17 protein-coding genes are annotated in these 17,022 nt (G+C 62.3%); 7 read left to right on the top strand and 10 right to left on the bottom strand.

Translation table 11 applies throughout. The features are described from left to right. Window positions 1-8: 8 nt before the first annotated feature. From HU759_RS18885 to HU759_RS18930, 10 genes are all read right to left on the bottom strand, one after another. Window positions 9-776 (bottom strand): ABC transporter ATP-binding protein, encoded by a 768-nt coding sequence (locus HU759_RS18885; protein WP_186618294.1) that lies wholly within the window; start codon window positions 774-776, stop codon window positions 9-11. 3 nt (window positions 777-779) lie between these two features. Next, complete coding sequence (locus HU759_RS18890) at window positions 780-2,120, bottom strand: ABC transporter substrate-binding protein (protein WP_169988213.1); 1,341 nt, start codon at window positions 2,118-2,120, stop codon at window positions 780-782. A gap of 17 nt (window positions 2,121-2,137) precedes the next feature. After that, window positions 2,138-3,187 (bottom strand): branched-chain amino acid ABC transporter permease, encoded by a 1,050-nt coding sequence (locus HU759_RS18895; protein ID WP_099550531.1) that lies wholly within the window; start codon window positions 3,185-3,187, stop codon window positions 2,138-2,140. 4 nt (window positions 3,188-3,191) lie between these two features. Continuing rightward, entirely contained in the window at window positions 3,192-4,073 is an 882-nt protein-coding gene (locus HU759_RS18900; protein WP_017137547.1) for a branched-chain amino acid ABC transporter permease, read from the bottom strand. Beyond that, window positions 4,073-4,843, bottom strand: coding sequence for an ABC transporter ATP-binding protein (locus tag HU759_RS18905; protein ID WP_099550533.1), 771 nt, complete (start codon window positions 4,841-4,843; stop codon window positions 4,073-4,075). The genes HU759_RS18900 and HU759_RS18905 overlap by 1 nt, the downstream gene beginning before the upstream one ends. Next, window positions 4,840-5,751 (bottom strand): AMP-binding protein, encoded by a 912-nt coding sequence (locus HU759_RS18910; protein WP_186618296.1) that lies wholly within the window; start codon window positions 5,749-5,751, stop codon window positions 4,840-4,842. The genes HU759_RS18905 and HU759_RS18910 overlap by 4 nt, the downstream gene beginning before the upstream one ends. Before the next feature lie 290 nt (window positions 5,752-6,041). Beyond that, window positions 6,042-7,421: an LLM class flavin-dependent oxidoreductase gene (locus HU759_RS18915; protein WP_017137544.1), complete on the bottom strand. Its 1,380-nt coding sequence runs from the start codon at window positions 7,419-7,421 to the stop codon at window positions 6,042-6,044. Next, the gene (locus tag HU759_RS18920; RefSeq protein ID WP_138453846.1) at window positions 7,421-7,747 is read right to left on the bottom strand and encodes an acyl-CoA dehydrogenase; all 327 of its coding nucleotides are present in this window, start codon (window positions 7,745-7,747) and stop codon (window positions 7,421-7,423) included. The genes HU759_RS18915 and HU759_RS18920 overlap by 1 nt, the downstream gene beginning before the upstream one ends. Window positions 7,748-7,759: 12 nt before the next feature. After that, window positions 7,760-8,956 carry an SfnB family sulfur acquisition oxidoreductase gene (locus tag HU759_RS18925; RefSeq protein ID WP_186618453.1) on the bottom strand — a complete coding sequence of 399 codons (1,197 nt, stop codon included), beginning with the start codon at window positions 8,954-8,956 and terminating at the stop codon, window positions 7,760-7,762. 154 nt (window positions 8,957-9,110) lie between these two features. Continuing rightward, a complete protein-coding gene (locus HU759_RS18930) occupies window positions 9,111-9,674 on the bottom strand; it encodes an XRE family transcriptional regulator (protein WP_099550538.1) in 564 nt (187 codons plus the stop codon). A gap of 92 nt (window positions 9,675-9,766) precedes the next feature. Here HU759_RS18930 and HU759_RS18935 point away from each other — a divergent pair, with 92 nt between their 5' ends. From HU759_RS18935 to HU759_RS18965, 7 genes are all read left to right on the top strand, one after another. Next, window positions 9,767-10,693, top strand: coding sequence for a DMT family transporter (locus tag HU759_RS18935; RefSeq protein ID WP_017137541.1), 927 nt, complete (start codon window positions 9,767-9,769; stop codon window positions 10,691-10,693). 272 nt (window positions 10,694-10,965) lie between these two features. After that, window positions 10,966-13,887 (top strand): monovalent cation/H+ antiporter subunit A, encoded by a 2,922-nt coding sequence (locus HU759_RS18940; protein ID WP_017137540.1) that lies wholly within the window; start codon window positions 10,966-10,968, stop codon window positions 13,885-13,887. Then, the gene (locus HU759_RS18945) at window positions 13,887-14,231 is read left to right on the top strand and encodes a Na+/H+ antiporter subunit C (RefSeq protein WP_003192163.1); all 345 of its coding nucleotides are present in this window, start codon (window positions 13,887-13,889) and stop codon (window positions 14,229-14,231) included. Before HU759_RS18940 ends, HU759_RS18945 begins: the two co-directional genes overlap by 1 nt. Next, window positions 14,228-15,910 carry a monovalent cation/H+ antiporter subunit D gene (locus HU759_RS18950; RefSeq protein ID WP_017137539.1) on the top strand — a complete coding sequence of 561 codons (1,683 nt, stop codon included), beginning with the start codon at window positions 14,228-14,230 and terminating at the stop codon, window positions 15,908-15,910. The genes HU759_RS18945 and HU759_RS18950 overlap by 4 nt, the downstream gene beginning before the upstream one ends. Next, window positions 15,907-16,395: a Na+/H+ antiporter subunit E gene (locus HU759_RS18955; protein WP_186618452.1), complete on the top strand. Its 489-nt coding sequence runs from the start codon at window positions 15,907-15,909 to the stop codon at window positions 16,393-16,395. Before HU759_RS18950 ends, HU759_RS18955 begins: the two co-directional genes overlap by 4 nt. Further along, window positions 16,392-16,670 (top strand): K+/H+ antiporter subunit F, encoded by a 279-nt coding sequence (locus tag HU759_RS18960; protein ID WP_017137537.1) that lies wholly within the window; start codon window positions 16,392-16,394, stop codon window positions 16,668-16,670. The genes HU759_RS18955 and HU759_RS18960 overlap by 4 nt, the downstream gene beginning before the upstream one ends. Continuing rightward, a complete protein-coding gene (locus HU759_RS18965) occupies window positions 16,667-17,005 on the top strand; it encodes a Na+/H+ antiporter subunit G (RefSeq protein WP_017137536.1) in 339 nt (112 codons plus the stop codon). The genes HU759_RS18960 and HU759_RS18965 overlap by 4 nt, the downstream gene beginning before the upstream one ends. The last annotated feature ends 17 nt before the right edge of the window (window positions 17,006-17,022 follow it).

A 17,022-nucleotide genomic window follows, 5' to 3' on the forward strand; every position in this document is an offset into this window, starting at 1 on the left:
ATTCGCCCTTACTGTTTGCCCAGATAAATATCATGCAAATCACCCCGCGCCAGCAGTTCAGCCGCACTGCCGCTCAAGACCACGCGCCCAGTATCCAGCACATAGCCGTGGGAGGCATAGTTGAGCGCGACATTGATGTTCTGCTCGGCGATCAGAAAGCTCACCTGTTGCTCGCGGTTAAGCTGGGCGATGATTGCGAAAATCTCCTGCACGATCATCGGCGCCAAACCCATGGAAGGCTCGTCGAGCAAGACTAAAGTCGGCCGAGTCATCAACGCGCGGCCAATGGCGACCATTTGCTGCTCGCCGCCGGAGGTCAGCCCGGCAAGGGTGTGGCGCTTGGTCTTGAGGCGTGGGAACCAGGCGTAGATGCGTTCCAGGTCATGCTCCAGGTCTTGGCGGCTCAGGCGCCGCACAAAGCCGCCGCTGCGCAGGTTGTCTTCCACGCTCAGTTGGCCGAACACATGGCGGCCTTCCAATACGTGGACCATGCCCTGGCGCACCCGTTGGCTGGGGTCGATGCCGGCCAGGTCGCGGCCGGCATACTCGATCACGCCACGGCTGACCTCGGCGCGTTCGGCGCGTACCAGCCCCGAAATGGCCTTGAGCGTGGTGCTTTTGCCGGCGCCGTTGGCACCCAGCAACGCCACGATGGCGCCCTTGGGCACGTGCAGCGAGACCCCGGCCACCGCCAGTATGGCGCCGTCGTAGATCACTTCGATGTCATTGACGTTTAACAGTGACGGGCTCGCAGGTTCAGCGGCGGGCTGGCTCATGGCTTATTCATCCCCGGTGCAGGTACGCGGCGTCAGGCCTTTTTCCTTGGCGAACGCGGCGGACTTTTCATCGATCAGGGGGCGCAGCAGCGCACGGTCGGCGGCGATCCAGTCGCTGATCAGCGTCCAGTTGGCGCCGTCCCACTGTTGCACACGCGCCGAGCCGCCGCCTTCGTGGTCGCGGCACGACAGCTTGAGGTTCTGCATCAGGCCCAGATAGCCCATGTCTTTAAGGCGCGTGTCATCGATATTCAGATGCTCCAGGCCCCAACGGCCTTCTTCGCCATTAAGCGGGCGCTTGCCGAACTTGGCCTGGGCGGTACGGATCGCTTCCACCGCCACGGCGGCGTTCACCAGGCCGGAGTTGTAGTAGACGCTGCCGAAGTTTTTCAGGTCCTTGAGGTCGCTGTGGCCTTTGTCGAGGATGGACTGTTTGAGGCGTTTATGGATCTCGAAGTCAGCACCTGCCGGGTAAGGCGTGAGCGCCAGGTAACCTTTGGCGGCGGCGCCCGCGGGCAACACGTCCTCGCTGGAACTGGCCCAGATATCGCCAATGATATGGTCAACCGGGAAGCCAAAGCGCGCAGCGGTCTTCACCGCCACCGGCGTGGACACGCCCCAGGTGCGCAAAAACACCCAGTCCGGGTTGGCTTGGCGCACCTGACGCCATTGCGCTGATTGCTCGTTGCCCGGGTCGGCCACCGGGATCTGAATGTTTTCAAAGCCGTACTTCTCAGCCAGCAACTTTAACGGCCCGAGGGTTTCGCGGCCGTAAGCCGAATCGTGATAGACCGTGGCGATCTTCTTGCCCTTGAGTTTGTCGAAACCGCCTTCACGCTGGGCAATGTAATTCACCAGCGTGGACGCTTCGCTGTAGAACGTCAGCATCACCGGGAAGTTATACGGGAACACCGTGCCGTCGGTGGCTTCGGTGCGGCCATAACCGAGGGTAATCAACGGGATCTTGTCGACTTCCGCGCGCTCGCTCAGCGCATACGCCGCCGGTGCGCCGTTAGGCTGGTAGACCGCGACCGGCGCGCCATCCAGGCCATTCTTGAAGCGCTCGTAGCACTCGATGCCCTTCTCCGCCGTCCATTCGGTCTCGCATTCCTGCCACACCAGCTTGACGCCGTTGATGCCGCCTTCGACCTCGTTGATATAACGCAGGTAGTCGATCATCCCGGCCCACACCTGCACGCCGCTGGAGGCATAGGCGCCGACGCGGTAGGTGGCCAACGGGATAAATTGCTGGTCGGGCGAGGCGATTGCCTGGGGCACAGCACCGGCCAAAGCTGCCAACGCAAAAGCAGCGCCGACAAGGGAACGTTTCAAGGATGTACGCATAGGAGTTCTCATCAAGGTCAGAAACGCAGCGGCCATTGCCGCAGACGGTCACGCAGGTTGTGCAAGAGGCGAATCAAGCCTTCGGGTTCCTTGATCAGGAACACGATAATCAACACGCCAAAAATGATTTTTTGCAGGTTCTGCAACTGCCCCGCATCCACCGAGCCACCGAACAGCGCCTGCCCGGCATGGCTGAGGAAAATCGGCAATAAGCTGATGAATGCCGCACCGACAAAGTTGCCGGCAATGCTGCCCATGCCGCCGATAATGATGATGAACAGGATCTGGAACGAGCGGTTGATATCAAAACTGCTGGCGCTGGCCGTGCCCAGGTAGGCGAAGGCCCACAACGCGCCGGCGATGCCTAAGTAGAACGAGCTGACCGCGAAGGCCAGGCGCTTGTAGCGCACCACCGGGATACCGACCACAGCGGCGGCGGTGTCCATGTCGCGGATTGCCATCCAGTTACGCCCTACCTGGCTGCGCACTAGGTTGATGGCCGTCCAGGTCAACAGCAGCACCGTGACCAACGTCAGCCAGTAACGGCCCAGCGGCGTATTGAGGTCATGGCCGAACAGCGAAAGCTTCGGCGCGGAAATGGTCCCGGAGGAGCCGTAGTTGTAGAACCAGGGGAATTTGACGAACAGCCACTCCAAAAAGAACTGCGCCGCCAGCGTGGTGACCATCAAGTAGAAGCCTTTGATCCGCGAGCTGGGCAAACCAAACAGCAGCCCAACCAGCGCGCTGATCACCCCACCGCCGAGCAGCGCCACCGGCAGGCCCAGCTCGGGCAGACGCAGCAGAAAACCGTAGGTGGCAAACGCGCCAACGGCCATGAAGCCCGCCGCGCCCACTGAGGTTTGCCCGGTATAGCCGGTGAGCAGATTCAGGCCCAGACCGGCCAGCGACAGCACCAGAAACGGGATCAGGATCGCATTGAGCCAATAGTCATTGCCCCACAGCGGCACCCCGATAAAGGCCACGGCCAATAAGCCGATCAGGCCCCAGGGCAAGCGCCGCTGAATCAGTAATAACGGCGCGGTTTCTTGAACAACGGGTATCGACATGGTTTCAGACTCGCTCGATGGCGCGCTCGCCGAACAGGCCGGCGGGACGGATATACAGGAAGGCCAGGGCCAATACATAAGCGAACCACGGCGTGATACCGCCACCGATCAGGGGGCCGACATACACCTCGGCGAGGTTCTCCGCCGCGCCGACAATCAGCCCGCCGACAATCGCCCCGCCAATCGAGGTAAAGCCGCCGATGATCAACACCGGCAAGGCCTTGAGCACCACCAGCGAAAGGGAAAACTGTACGCCCTGGCGTGCGCCCCACAGCAACCCCGCCACCAACCCGACAATGCCGGCCACGGCCCAGACGATCTGCCAGATACGGTTGAGGTTGATGCCGATGGACAGCGCCGCCGTGGTGTCATCCGCCACGGCGCGCAACGACACACCGATGCGAGTCTTGTTGAACAGCAACGCCAGCACGGTTACCAGCACCACGGCAGCCGCCGCGGCGATCAAATCAAACTGGCTGAGCATCAGCGGCCCGACAAACAGCGGCACGTCGTCGATGCCCAAGTCCAGCGCACGCACCTGCGAGCCCATCAGCCCTTGGGCCAGGCCTTCGATGATGAACGAAAGGCCCAAGGTGGCCATGAACAGGGTGATCTGCGAGCGGTTCACCAGCGGGCGCAGTACCAGCCGCTCGATGAGCAAGGCGCCGATGATCATCACGATTACCGTCAGCAGCAACGCCAGGGCAAAGGGCACGCCCTGGTCATGCAGGCTGACAAAGGTCAGCGCGGCAAACAGCAGCATCGAGCCCTGGGCGAAATTGAACACGCCGCTGGCCTTGTAGATCAGCACGAAACCGATGGCCACCAGCGAGTACATGGTGCCGGCGAGCAGGCCGCCGAGCAGGGTTTCAAAGAAGAACGTCATCAGTGTGCGACTCCCAGGTACGCCGCGATCACCTCGGGGTCGGCCTGCACCTGCGCAGGTGTGCCGTCGCCGACTTTGCGCCCGTAGTCGAGCACCACCACATGGTCGGACAGGCCCATCACCACGCCGATGTCGTGTTCGATCAACACCACGGTGGTGCCGAGGTCGCGGTTGACGTCGGCGACAAAGCGCGCCATTTCCTGTTTTTCCTCGGCGTTCATGCCGGCCATGGGCTCGTCCAGCAGCAACAGGCTGGGGCCGGCGATCAAGGCACGGCCCAGCTCTACGCGCTTTTGCAAACCGTAAGAGAGGTTGCCCACCAGCACATCGCGGTGCGCTTGCAGTTCGAGGAACTCGAGGATGCCTTGGCCGCGCAGGCGAAAGGCTTCGGCCTCACGGCGGGCGCGGGGCAAGCCCAGGGCTTGCTCGATAAAGCTGGTGCGCATATGCCGCGACAGGCCGGTAAGGATGTTGTCGAGCACGCTCATTTTCTTGAACAGTGCGTTGTTCTGAAAAGTACGCCCGATACCTCGACGCGCCGCACCCAAAGGGTCGATGCGGTGCAAGTGTTGTTGCTCAAACACAATCTCACCGGCATCGAAGCGGTACACGCCGTTAAGCACATTGAGCAGCGAACTTTTACCGGCGCCGTTGGGGCCGATCAGCGCACAGATTTCGCCGCGCTGCACCTCAAAGGACAAGGCATTGATGGCCTTGACGCCTTTGAACGACAGCGAGATCTCGCGCACCTGGAGAATGGTCTGGCTCATGCGATGTCCCGTTTGAATTCAGCCAGCCATGCTGGATCGCGGCTGGTTTTTTGCGCGCTGGCTGGCTGCCAGATATAGGTCAACCGTTGGAAGCCCAGCAACCTGCGTACACGATTTTTCAACAGGCGCCGCAGGCCACTTTGCGGGTGAGCGATGGCCCACTCACACACGCGTCGGCGCCAGGTGCCGTGGGGCGCCAGGCGGCTTTCGATATCGTCGGCCAGGTGCTGTAAACGCTCGGGGGACAGCAGCAGGCCGGTCGGCGCGACCTCACCGCGATCACGTCGGGCCGAGGCCGGGCTTTCCGGGAAAGCCAGGCCGTGGCCGCTGTTCAACCATTGCTCCAGGACTACCGCCAGGCCGCCTTGCCAGTGGGTGCCCTCCTCGCTCCACAACACGGTTTCACCGCTCGGTTGCCACCAGCGCTGCAGGTGTTGCGCCGGGTCTGCCGGGCCGAGCAATTGGGTGAAATCCAACAGATTGGCAGACTGCCAGTGCCGCACCTGCTGCCGCCCCTGGGTATACGAATGGCTGGGGTGAATGCGCCATAGCTGTTGGTACAGGGCTTCTGGCTCCAGGTCATCGGCCAGGGTCAACACCTGCCCGCCGGCAGACTGCGCGGCCAGCGCCAACAGCAGCAGGTCAGGCTCGAACGTGCCGCTTAAGGCCAAGCGTGATTGCGCGCTGAAACCTTGCTGGCGCAAACCATCGGCCAGGCGCTCGACGTCGCGCAACACGTCGATCCAGCGCCAGGCATACCACTGCCCCTGGCGCTTGTGACGCAGGGCGATGTGCAGCGGGGTGAGCTGCGCCCAGTGCTGCAAATGCTCCAGGGCTTCGGGCAGGTTGCCGAGCAGTTCGGCAGGCCATTCCAGCGCCTGCGGACGTTTGAGTTCGTGCACGCTCATAGGGGTAACGCTCCTATTCAAGTAGTGTGCGTGCGGTGGTCCGCTGGCCAGGTCAGGTGGTTCAACAGCGATCAACTGTGGCAAGCCAGCTCCCACATGGACCGAGGTGCTTCAGTTAGATTGCAGTGGCTTTGAGGTCGCGGTGGTCCGCTGGCCTAGTCAGGTGGATCAACACCAATCAACTGTGGGAGCTGGCTTGCCTGCGATGGCGGCGTGTCAGCTGGCTCATTTCTGGCTGACCCACCGCTTTCGCAGGCAAGCCAGCTCCCACATGGACCGAGGTGCTTCAGTTAGATTGCGCTGGCTTTGAGGTCGCGGTAGCTTGCACCCGGATGGTTTGGGGCCAGCCGCGCACCGTCGCCGAATAACTTTTCGCGCAGGGTGCCCTGGGCGTACTCGGTCTTGTATACGCCGCGCTTTTGCAACTCCGGCACGAGCAGGTCCACGGCGTCGATGAAGGTTTCATGGGTCAGCGCGTAGGCCAGGTTAAAACCATCCACGTCGGTCTCTTCGACCCACTCCTGCAACAGGTCGGCCACGGTTTCCGGGCCGCCCACGAACAACGGGCCAAAGCCGCCGATGCCAACCCAATCGGCCAGTTCATTGGGCGTCCAGACCTTGTTCGGGTCCGCCGTGGAGAAGGCTTCCACCGCCGATTGAATCGCGTTGGTGTGTACATGCTTGAGCGGCTCATCGGGCTTGAACTGGCTGAAGTCGATGCCGGTCCAGCCGGAGATCAGCGCCATTGCGCCCTCGTAGCTGACGTAGGATTTGTATTCGTCAAACTTGGCTTTGGCCTTGGCATCGGTCTCGCCGACGATCACCGTTTGCAAGTTGAAGATCAGGATTTTCTTCGGATCTCGCCCGGCCTCAGCGGCTCGGCGGCGGATGTCGGCGACGGTTTTTTTCAGCAGCACCTTGGACGGTGCAGCCACGAACACGCACTCGGCCTGTTCGGCGGCAAACTGCTTGCCACGGCTGGAGGCCCCGGCCTGGTACAGCACCGGCGTGCGTTGCGGCGACGGTTCGCAGAGGTGAATGCCGGGCACCTGGAAGTGTTTGCCGACGTGGCGGATCTCGTGGATTTTGCTCGGGTCGCTGAAAATGCGACGCTCGCGATCACGCAGCACGGCGCCCTCTTCCCAACTGCCTTCCCAGAGTTTGTAGCAAACCTCCAGGTATTCCTCGGCATAGTCGTAGCGCGCATCGTGTTCGGTCTGGGCTTTCTGACCGAGGTTCTTGGCGCCGCTTTCCAGGTAGGACGTGACGATGTTCCAGCCGACACGCCCTTTGGTCAGGTGGTCGAGGGTCGAGAGCCTGCGGGCGAACGGATACGGATGTTCAAATGACAAAGAAGCGGTCAGGCCAAACCCCAGGTGTTCGGTGACCAACGCCATCGGCGCAATCAGCGACAGCGGGTCGTTGACCGGCACTTGTGCAGCCTGGCGAATCGCCGCGTCGCCATTGCCGTTGTACACGTCGTAGATGCCCAGCACGTCGGCGATAAACAGGCCGTCAAACTTGCCACGCTCAAGAATTTTGGCGAGGTCCGTCCAGTACTCCAGATCCTTGTACTGCCACGAGCGGTCACGCGGGTGCGCCCACAAGCCGGGAGATTGATGGCCTACGCAGTTCATGTCGAAGGCATTCAAGCGGATTTCACGGGACATCAAAGCACTCCGTTGAGGTGGTAGTTGCCGACGATCTGGTATTTGCGCCGCAGTGGGTCATCGAGGGTCGACGCCAGCGCGGTACGTTGGCCGGTGAGTTCAAATTCGGCATTACTGGCGGCAATCAAGGCTTCGGCAGCGGCGATTTGTGCTTCGGTCAACGCCACCGGGCTTGGGTGGGTTTCAGCGCGTTCAAACAAGGCGGCGGCTACGTCGACGCGGATCTGCAAGTCGCCAAAGCGGCTGATCACGTACGGGTCATCGCTGGCGTGTACAAACCGTCGGGTACTTTCCAGCAGTTGGCGCGCTTGATTCAGGGCGGTCATGAATAAATATCCTCAGTTCCAGGCGTGGCGCGCAGGCTTCACGCCGTTGAGCACGAAGTTGCCGATCAGGTGGTATTTCCAGCGGGCCGGGTCATGCAGGGTGTGGGTGCGTGCGTTGCGCCAGAAGCGGTCGAGGTTGTGCTTGCCGGTGACCGAGCGGGTGCCGGCCAGTTCGAAGAGTTTGCTGCTGGCGAGCAAGGCGGTTTCGGCCGACAGCACTTTGGCCTGGGCAACCACCAGCGAGGCGTTGGCGACGGTGTCTTCGTTGGGCTCGGCCAGGGCCAGGTCGACGGCCTTGCCGGCCTTGGCGAGGATCGCTTCGGTGCCGTGCACGCGCCATTGCAGATCGCCAATGGCCGCGATGGTGAACGGGTCTTGCCAGCCGTGATCCTGCTGGCTGTCGATCCAGGGGCGAGCTTGGCGGGCGTAGATTTTTGCCTGTTCGAGGGCACCCAGGGCGATGCCGGTGTCGACGGCAGCCTGGATAATCTGCGAGATCGGGCCGTTGGCGGTGGGCTGGTCGAAGGCTTGGTGCGCAGGAATGATCGCGCTAAGGGGCACGCTGACGCCGTCGAGGGTCACGCCGCCACTGGCGGTGGTGCGCTGGCCGAAGCCATCCCAGCTATCAATCACGGTTAGGCCCGGCGCATCGCGTTCGACAAAGGCAATAAACGCCTGGCCGTTCTCGTTGTTGCCGACCGTGGGCACGAGGTGGGCAAACAGCGCGCCGGTGCAGTAGAACTTCTCGCCGTTGATAGAGGCCGTGTCGCCGTCAAAACGAATCTGAGTGTCGAAGGTGCCGGCGTTTTTGCTCTTGGCTTCAGAAAAGGCATTACCGAAACGATAGCCGGCCAAGACCTTGCCGAAATAGTGACGCTTTTGTTCCTCGCTGGCGGTTTGCAGCAGGATGTCCACCACGCCCAGGTGGTTTTGCGGGATTTGCCCCAGCGACGGGTCGGCGGCGGAGATCAACTTGATCACCTCGACCACCGTTACGTAAGACACCTCGGCGCCGCCGTAGGCCTTGGGAATGGTGATGCCCCACAAGCCGCTGGCAGAAAACTCATCAAGCTCGGCCACCGGCAGGCGCCGCTCGCGGTCGCGCACGCTGGCGTCAACGGCAAACCGCGCGGCCAAGCGCGTCGCGACTTCAATGGCTTCGGCATCCGAGCGGATGATATGGGCAGGTTGTTGAGGGTGGGCTGACATGGGCCGACTCCAGGCTCCGATGGGTTACCGGAGCAATTGCAGGAGTCATGCCTGAATTTAATCGTCAGCAAAATCAGGCGGTTGCTGGCTTTAAGAGGCTGTTGAGCGCGTTTCAAACCAACAAAGTGTGCATCCACTGTTGCCGGGCCAACAGTTAGATCACCACGTTGCGCACAAACCGCACGGCAACATCGCCGTCATTGCGATAGCCGTGCACGTTGCGGCTGGCGAACATGTAGAACTCACCGGCCGCCACGTGTTTTTGTTCCTCGCCCACCAGCAAGGTCAGGCAGCCTTCGAACACAAACAGCTGCACGCTCCAGCCGTCCGGGTCGGGGTCGGGGCTGTAGCGATCACCCGGTTCCAGGTGCATCTCCCACAACTCGACTTCACGCCGCGCCGTGGCCTTGGCCAGTAGCACCGCTTTACTACCGGGGATATCGCCGGCCCAGGCCAGCTCGTTGATGCGGCTGTGATCACCGGCATCCGGGGCCTGGATAAGGTCGCTGAAGGCCACGTCCAAGGCTTCGGCGACGCGGTCCAGCGTGGACAGGCTGACATTCTTCTCGCCCGCCTCGATGGCCACCAGCATGCGCCGGCTGACCCCGGACTTTTCCGAGAGTGCGGTCTGGCTCAGATCCGCAGCATGGCGCAGCCGGCGGACGTTCTGGCTGACGTGTTGCAGGACCGAGGCCCGTTGTGGATTTTCTTTGTGCACTATATTGCTCAATGGGTGGGTGTGCGCAGTATACTGCCCAGCGTGCGGCGCATTGTGCGGTCCGTGCCTTTCCCTTGCAAGACCGAGCCGCCATGACCGCCCCGAACGCCGCCCCACGTTTCAACCGTTTCAGCAAAGCCGAATGCATCCTGGTGGTGATCACCATGATCTGGGGCGGCACGTTTTTGCTCGTGCAACACGCCATGACCGTCAGCGGGCCGATGTTTTTCGTGGGCCTGCGGTTTGCGGCGGCGGCGATTGTGGTGGGGTTCTTTTCGTTGCGCACGTTGCGTGGCCTGACCTTATTCGAGTTGAAAGCCGGCGCATTCATCGGCACCTCGATCATGTTCGGCTACGGCATGCAGACCATTGGCCTGCAGACCATTCCAAGCAGCCAGTCGGCGTTCATTACAGCGCTTTATGTACCTTGCGTACCGCTGTTGCAGTGGCTGGTGCTGGGGCGTCGCCCAGGCCTGATGCCGAGCATTGGCATCATGTTGGCGTTTACCGGGTTGATGCTGCTTACAGGCCCGACGGGTGCCTCTCTGAACTTCAGCCCCGGTGAAATTGCCACACTGATCTGCGCAATCGCGGTGGCCGCCGAAATTATCCTCATTGGCGCCTATGCCGGGCAGGTGGATGTGCGGCGAGTGACCGTGGTGCAACTGGCCACGGCCTCGTTGCTGTCGTTCCTGATGGTGGTGCCGATGGGCGAGGCGCTGCCGGGCTTCTCCTGGTTACTGTTGTTCAGTGCAGTGGGCCTGGGTTTGACCAGTGCGGTGATTCAGGTGGCGATGAACTGGGCGCAGCAGAGTGTTTCGCCAACCCGTGCCACGTTGATCTATGCCGGCGAACCGGTATGGGCCGGCGTGATCGGGCGGATTGCCGGGGAGCGTTTTCCGCCGATTGCGATGGTCGGTGCGGCGTTGATTGTGGCGGCGGTGATTGTGAGTGAGATGAAGACACGCAATCAGCGAGAAGCTGAAAAATCAATCGAACTGGAACAGGAAGCCCCCTGACCCGTCAGGTCCGATCGTTCCCACGCTCTGCGTGGGCATGCATCCTGTGACGCTCCGCGTCACCCTTGCGCAAGGCTCACGGCTGCATAAGCAGTTGGGACGCGGAGCGTCCAGGGCGGCATTCCCACGCAGAGCGTGGGAACGATCCGGTTCGAAATAATGCCAAACGGGAGGTTTCGGCCTACCTTGTAGGATCCTGCCACATCTTGCCGTTTGGTGATCGAGAAAGCGGCACGTATGATGCATCCCAAACTCCCGCAGATTAGAAGCCTATGTCCCTGATAGTTCTACTGCTTCTGCCTTTTATCGGCAGCTGTCTGGCGGCCTTGCTGCCGCATAATGCACGTAACACCGAATCCCTGTTGGCCGGCCTTGTGGCCCTGGTCGGCACCATTCAAGTCGCTTTGCTCTACCCTCAGATCGCCCACGGTGGCGTGATCCGCGAAGAATTCATGTGGTTGCCCAGCCTCGGGCTCAACTTCGTGCTGCGCATGGACGGGTTTGCCTGGTTGTTCTCGATGCTGGTGCTGGGCATCGGCACACTGGTGGCGCTGTATGCGCGCTATTACATGTCGCCGGATGACCCGGTGCCGCGCTTCTTTGCGTTTTTCCTGGCGTTTATGGGCGCCATGCTCGGGCTGGTGATCTCCGGCAACCTGATCCAGATCGTGTTCTTCTGGGAACTGACCAGCCTCTTCTCGTTCCTGCTGATCGGCTATTGGCACCACCGCGCCGATGCCAGGCGCGGCGCCTATATGGCGCTGATGGTCACCGGCGCCGGCGGCTTGTGCCTGCTGGCGGGTGTGATGCTGCTGGGGCATATCGTCGGCAGCTATGACCTGGACCTGGTGCTGGCGGCGGGCGATCAGATTCGCGCGCATTCGCTGTACCCGGTGATGCTCGCGTTGGTGCTGATCGGCGCCTTGAGCAAGAGCGCGCAGTTCCCTTTCCACTTCTGGCTGCCCCACGCCATGGCGGCACCCACGCCGGTTTCGGCCTACCTGCACTCGGCGACGATGGTGAAGGCCGGCGTGTTCCTGCTGGCCCGCCTGTGGCCGTCGCTGTCCGGCAGCGAAGAATGGTTCTGGATCGTCGGCGGTGCCGGCGCACTCACCCTCCTCCTCGGCGCTTACTGCGCCATGTTTCAGAATGATCTCAAGGGCCTGCTGGCCTATTCCACCATCAGCCACCTCGGGCTGATCACCTTGCTGCTGGGCCTCAACAGCCCGCTGGCCGCCGTCGCTGCGGTGTTCCATATCCTCAACCACGCCACTTTCAAGGCCTCGCTGTTCATGGCCGCCGGCATCATCGACCACGAAAGCGGCACGCGGGATATCCGCAAGCTCAGTGGCCTGGTGCGGCTGATCCCGTTTACTGCGACCCTGGCGATGGTGGCCAGTGCGTCCATGGCCGGCGTGCCGTTGCTCAATGGTTTCCTGTCCAAAGAGATGTTCTTCGCCGAAACGGTATTTATCTCGGCGACAAAGTGGGTAGAAATCGCCCTGCCGGTGATCGCGACCATCGCCGGTACGTTCAGCGTGGCCTATGCCCTGCGCTTTACCGTCGACGTGTTCTTCGGCCCGCCCGCGACCGACCTGCCCCACACGCCCCACGAGCCACCGCGCTGGATGCGCGCGCCGGTGGAGCTGCTGGTGTTTACCTGCCTGCTGGTGGGCATCTTCCCGGCCCAGGTGGTCGGTTCGATCCTCGCCGCCGCCGCACTGCCGGTGGTCGGCGGGGTACTGCCCGAATACAGCCTGGCCATCTGGCACGGCTGGAACGCGCCGATGATCATGAGCCTAGTGGCCATGTCCGGCGGCATCGTGCTGTACCTGCTGCTGCGCAAACAGCTCAAGCGTGGCCGTTTCAAATACCCGCCGATCATCAGTTACTTCAACGGCAAGCGCATGTTCGAGCGCAGCCTGGTGGTGATGATGCGCGGCGTGCGCCGTATCGAAAAACGCATCAGCACCAAACGCCTGCAAACCCAATTGTTCCTGCTGGTGCTGGCAGCGGTGGTTGCCGGGTTGATCCCGATGCTCAACAGCGGCCTCAGTTGGGGCGACCGGCCGAAGATCCCCGGCTCCATCGTGTTCGTGACCCTGTGGTTGCTGGCCATCGCCTGTGCGCTGGGCGCCGCCTGGCAAGCCAAGTACCACCGGCTGGCAGCCCTGACCATGGTCAGTGTGTGCGGCATGGTCACCTGCGTGACCTTCGTGTGGTTCTCGGCGCCGGACCTGGCCCTGACGCAACTGGTGGTCGAAGTGGTCACCACCGTGCTGATTTTGCTGGGCCTGCGTTGGTTGCCACGACGGATCGAAGAAGTCTCGCCACTGCCGAGCTCGTTGCGCAAGGCGCGCATCCGTCGCCTGCGCGACTTCCTGTTGTCCACCGTGGTCGGTGGCGGCATGGCGCTGCTCTCCTACGCAATGCTGACCCGCCAGACGCCCAACGATATCTCCTCGTTTTACCTGAGCCGCGCGCTGCCCGAAGGCGGCGGCAGCAATGTGGTGAACGTGATGCTGGTGGACTTCCGCGGCTTTGATACCTTGGGCGAAATCACCGTGCTCGGCGCCGTGGCGCTGACCGTCTACGCCCTGCTGCGCCGCTTCCGCCCGTCCAAGGAAAGCATGGAGTTGCCGCCACAACAGCGCCAATTGGCGCCGGACGTGGCCACCGACCTGGTCAACCCGCGCCAGGCCAGCGATACCGCCCTGGGCTTTATGATGGTGCCGGCGGTACTGGTGCGCCTGCTGCTGCCGATTGCGCTGGTGGTGTCGTTCTACCTGTTCATGCGCGGCCACAACCAGCCGGGCGGCGGTTTCGTCGCAGGGTTGGTGATGTCGGTGGCGTTTATCCTGCAATACATGGTCGCCGGCACCCAATGGGTCGAAGCGCAGATGAGCCTGAGGCCGATGCGCTGGATGGGCTTCGGCCTGCTTTCGGCCACCTTGACCGGGCTCGGCGCGCTGTTCGTCGGTTACCCGTTCCTCACCACCCACACCTGGCACTTCAGCCTGCCGCTGCTGGGCGATATCCACATTGCCAGCGCGTTGTTCTTCGACGTTGGCGTGTACGCCATGGTCGTCGGCTCCACGCTGTTGATGCTCACCGCCCTCGGTCACCAGTCGGTGCGAGCGCATAAACCGAGCAACCAGCCCAAGGCCGTTGCCGCAACCGAAGGAGCCGCCTGATGGAAGAAGTCATCGCAATTGCCATTGGAGTGCTGGCGGCCTCCGGCGTCTGGTTGATCCTGCGCCCACGAACGTTCCAGGTCGTCATGGGCCTGTGCCTGCTGTCGTATGGGGTCAACCTGTTCATCTTCAGCATGGGCAGCCTGTTTATCGGTAAAGAGCCGATCATCAAGGACGGCGTGCCGCAAGACCTGCTCAACTACACCGATCCGCTGCCCCAGGCCCTGGTACTCACGGCCATCGTGATCAGCTTCGCCATGACGGCCTTGTTTCTGGTGGTGCTGCTGGCCTCCCGTGGGCTGACCGGCACTGACCATGTGGACGGTCGGGAGCCAAAGGAATGACGTGGATGAATCAAATGATCGTCGCGCCGATCCTGCTGCCGTTGCTGACCGCCGCGCTGATGCTGATGCTCGGCGAAAAACGCCGCCCGTTGAAAGCCAGGATCAACCTGTTCTCCAGCATCATCGGCCTGGGTGTCGCCATCCTGCTGCTGTACTGGACGCAACAAGGCGGCCCCGGCTCGATTGGCGTGTACCTGCCGGGCAACTGGCAGGTGCCCTTCGGCATTGTGCTGGTGGTGGACCAACTGTCGGCGATGATGCTGGTGCTCACCGGCATTATCGGTGTGAGCGCGCTGCTGTTCGCCATGGCCCGTTGGGATCGCGCCGGCACCAGTTTCCACGCGCTGTTCCAGATCCAGCTGATGGGTTTGTACGGTGCATTCCTGACGGCGGACCTGTTCAACCTGTTCGTGTTCTTCGAGGTGCTGCTGGCGGCGTCCTATGGCTTGATGCTGCACGGCTCCGGCCGCGCGCGGGTGTCGTCGGGGCTGCATTACATTGCGATCAACCTGTTGGCGTCGTCGCTGTTCCTGATTGGCGCGGCGATGATCTACGGGGTCACCGGCACGCTGAACTTTGCTGACCTGGCGCTGAAAATCCCGCTGGTACCGCAAGCCGATCGCGGCCTGTTGCATGCTGGCGCGGCGATCCTCGCCACTGCATTCCTGGCCAAGGCCGGCATGTGGCCACTGAACTTCTGGCTGGCACCCGCCTACTCCTCGGCCAGCGCACCGGTGGCGGCGATGTTTGCGATCATGACCAAGGTCGGCGTGTACACCGTGCTGCGTCTGTGGACCTTGCTGTTCTCCGGGCAAGCCGGTGCATCGGCGCTGTTTGGCGGCGACTGGCTGGTGTACGGCGGCATGGCGACCATCGTCTGCGCGGCGCTGGCCATGGTGGCTGCGCAGCGCCTGGAGCGGATGGCCAGCCTGAGCATCCTGGTGTCGGCCGGGATCCTGCTGTCGTCGGTGGGCTTTGCCCAGCCAAGCCTGACCGCCGGGGCGCTGTTCTATCTGGTCAGCTCGACCCTGGCGCTGAGCGCGCTGTTCCTGCTGGCCGAGCTGATCGAGCGTTCGCGCTCGGCCAATGATCTGCCGCTGGATGAAGAAATCGACGCGCTGCCCAAAGCCATGGAGTCGTTGCACCCACGTCCCGGCGTCAACCTGGATGACGAGCAGAAAGCCGTGGTCGGCCAGGTGATCCCCTGGACCATGGCCTTCCTGGGCTTGAGCTTTATCGCCTGCGCACTGCTGATTATTGGCATGCCGCCGTTGTCCGGGTTTATTGGCAAGCTCAGCCTGTTGAGCGCGCTGGTCAACCCAATGGGCCTGGGTAACGCGGTGGATGAGCCGATCCGCCCGGCAGCCTGGGGTTTAGTGGCGCTGTTGATCTTGTCGGGCCTGGCTTCGCTGATCGCCTTCGCCCGCCTTGGCATCCAGCGCTTCTGGACACCGGAGGAGCGCCCATCGCCGCTGCTGCGCCGCTACGAGTGTGTGCCGATCTTCTTCCTGCTCGGCCTGAGCATTCTCCTGACCTTCAAGGCCGAACCGCTGATGCGCTACACCCAGGCCACGGCCGAGAGCCTGAATAACCCGGAGCATTACGTGATGGCGGTGATGGCCACGCGCCCGGTGCTGAGCCCTGAATCCAGAGCCGCCGCCCTGGAGGTGCAGCCATGAAGCGCCTGTTCCCTGCCCCGTGGCTATCGCTGGCATTGTGGGTGCTGTGGCTGGTGTTGAACCTGTCGGTCAGCCCCGGCAACCTGTTGCTGGGCGCGGTGCTGGGCTTTCTCGCGCCGCTGCTGATGGCGCCGCTGCGCCCGCTGCCGGTGCGCATTCGCCGCCCCGGCATCATCATTCGCTTGTTCTTCGTGGTGGGTCGCGACGTGATCGTGTCCAACCTGCAAGTGGCCTGGGGCGTACTGACGTGCGGACCCCGCCCGCCGCGTTCACGTTTTATCAAAATCCCGCTCGACCTGCGTGACCCCAACGGCCTGGCCGTCCTGTCGATGATCACCAGCGTGACGCCTGGCACAGTGTGGTCGGAACTGGCCCTGGACCGCAGCATCCTGCTGCTGCACGTGTTCGACCTGGACGATGAAGCACCGTTTATCGAGCACTTCAAACGCGCCTACGAGCGGCCCCTGATGGAGATCTTCGAATGAGCCCCCTGCTCTCCAATGCAATCCTGGTCAGCCTGTTCCTGTTCTCGCTGGCGATGGTGCTGACGCTGGTGCGCCTGTTCAAAGGCCCGTCCGCGCAAGACCGGGTTCTGGCGCTGGACTACCTGTACATCCTGGCGATGCTGATGATGCTGGTGCTCGGCATTCGTTATGCCAGTGACACCTACTTTGAAGCGGCGCTGCTGATTGCGCTGTTTGGCTTTGTCGGGTCGTTCGCCCTGGCGAAATTCCTGCTGCGTGGCGAGGTGATTGAATGATGCCGTTATGGGTTGAAGTGATCGTGGCCGTGTTGCTGGTGCTCAGCAGCCTGTTTGCGCTGATTGGCGCGATCGGGTTGTTGCGCATGAAGGACTTCTTCCAGCGCATGCACCCACCGGCACTGGCCTCCACACTGGGCGCGTGGTGCGTGGCGCTGGCGTCGATTATCTACTTTTCGGTGCTCAAGTCCGGGCCGGTGCTGCACGGTTGGTTGATTCCGATTTTGTTGGCGATCACGGTGCCTGTTACCACACTGCTGTTGGCGCGCACGGCGCTGTTTCGCAAGCGCATGGCCGGTGATGATGTGCCTGCCGAGGTCAGCAGCCGCCGCTGATTGATCTGCGAGAGCTG

It is taken from the genome of Pseudomonas sp. OE 28.3 (assembly GCF_014268205.2).
Classification (GTDB): Bacteria; Pseudomonadota; Gammaproteobacteria; order Pseudomonadales; family Pseudomonadaceae; genus Aquipseudomonas; species Aquipseudomonas edaphica.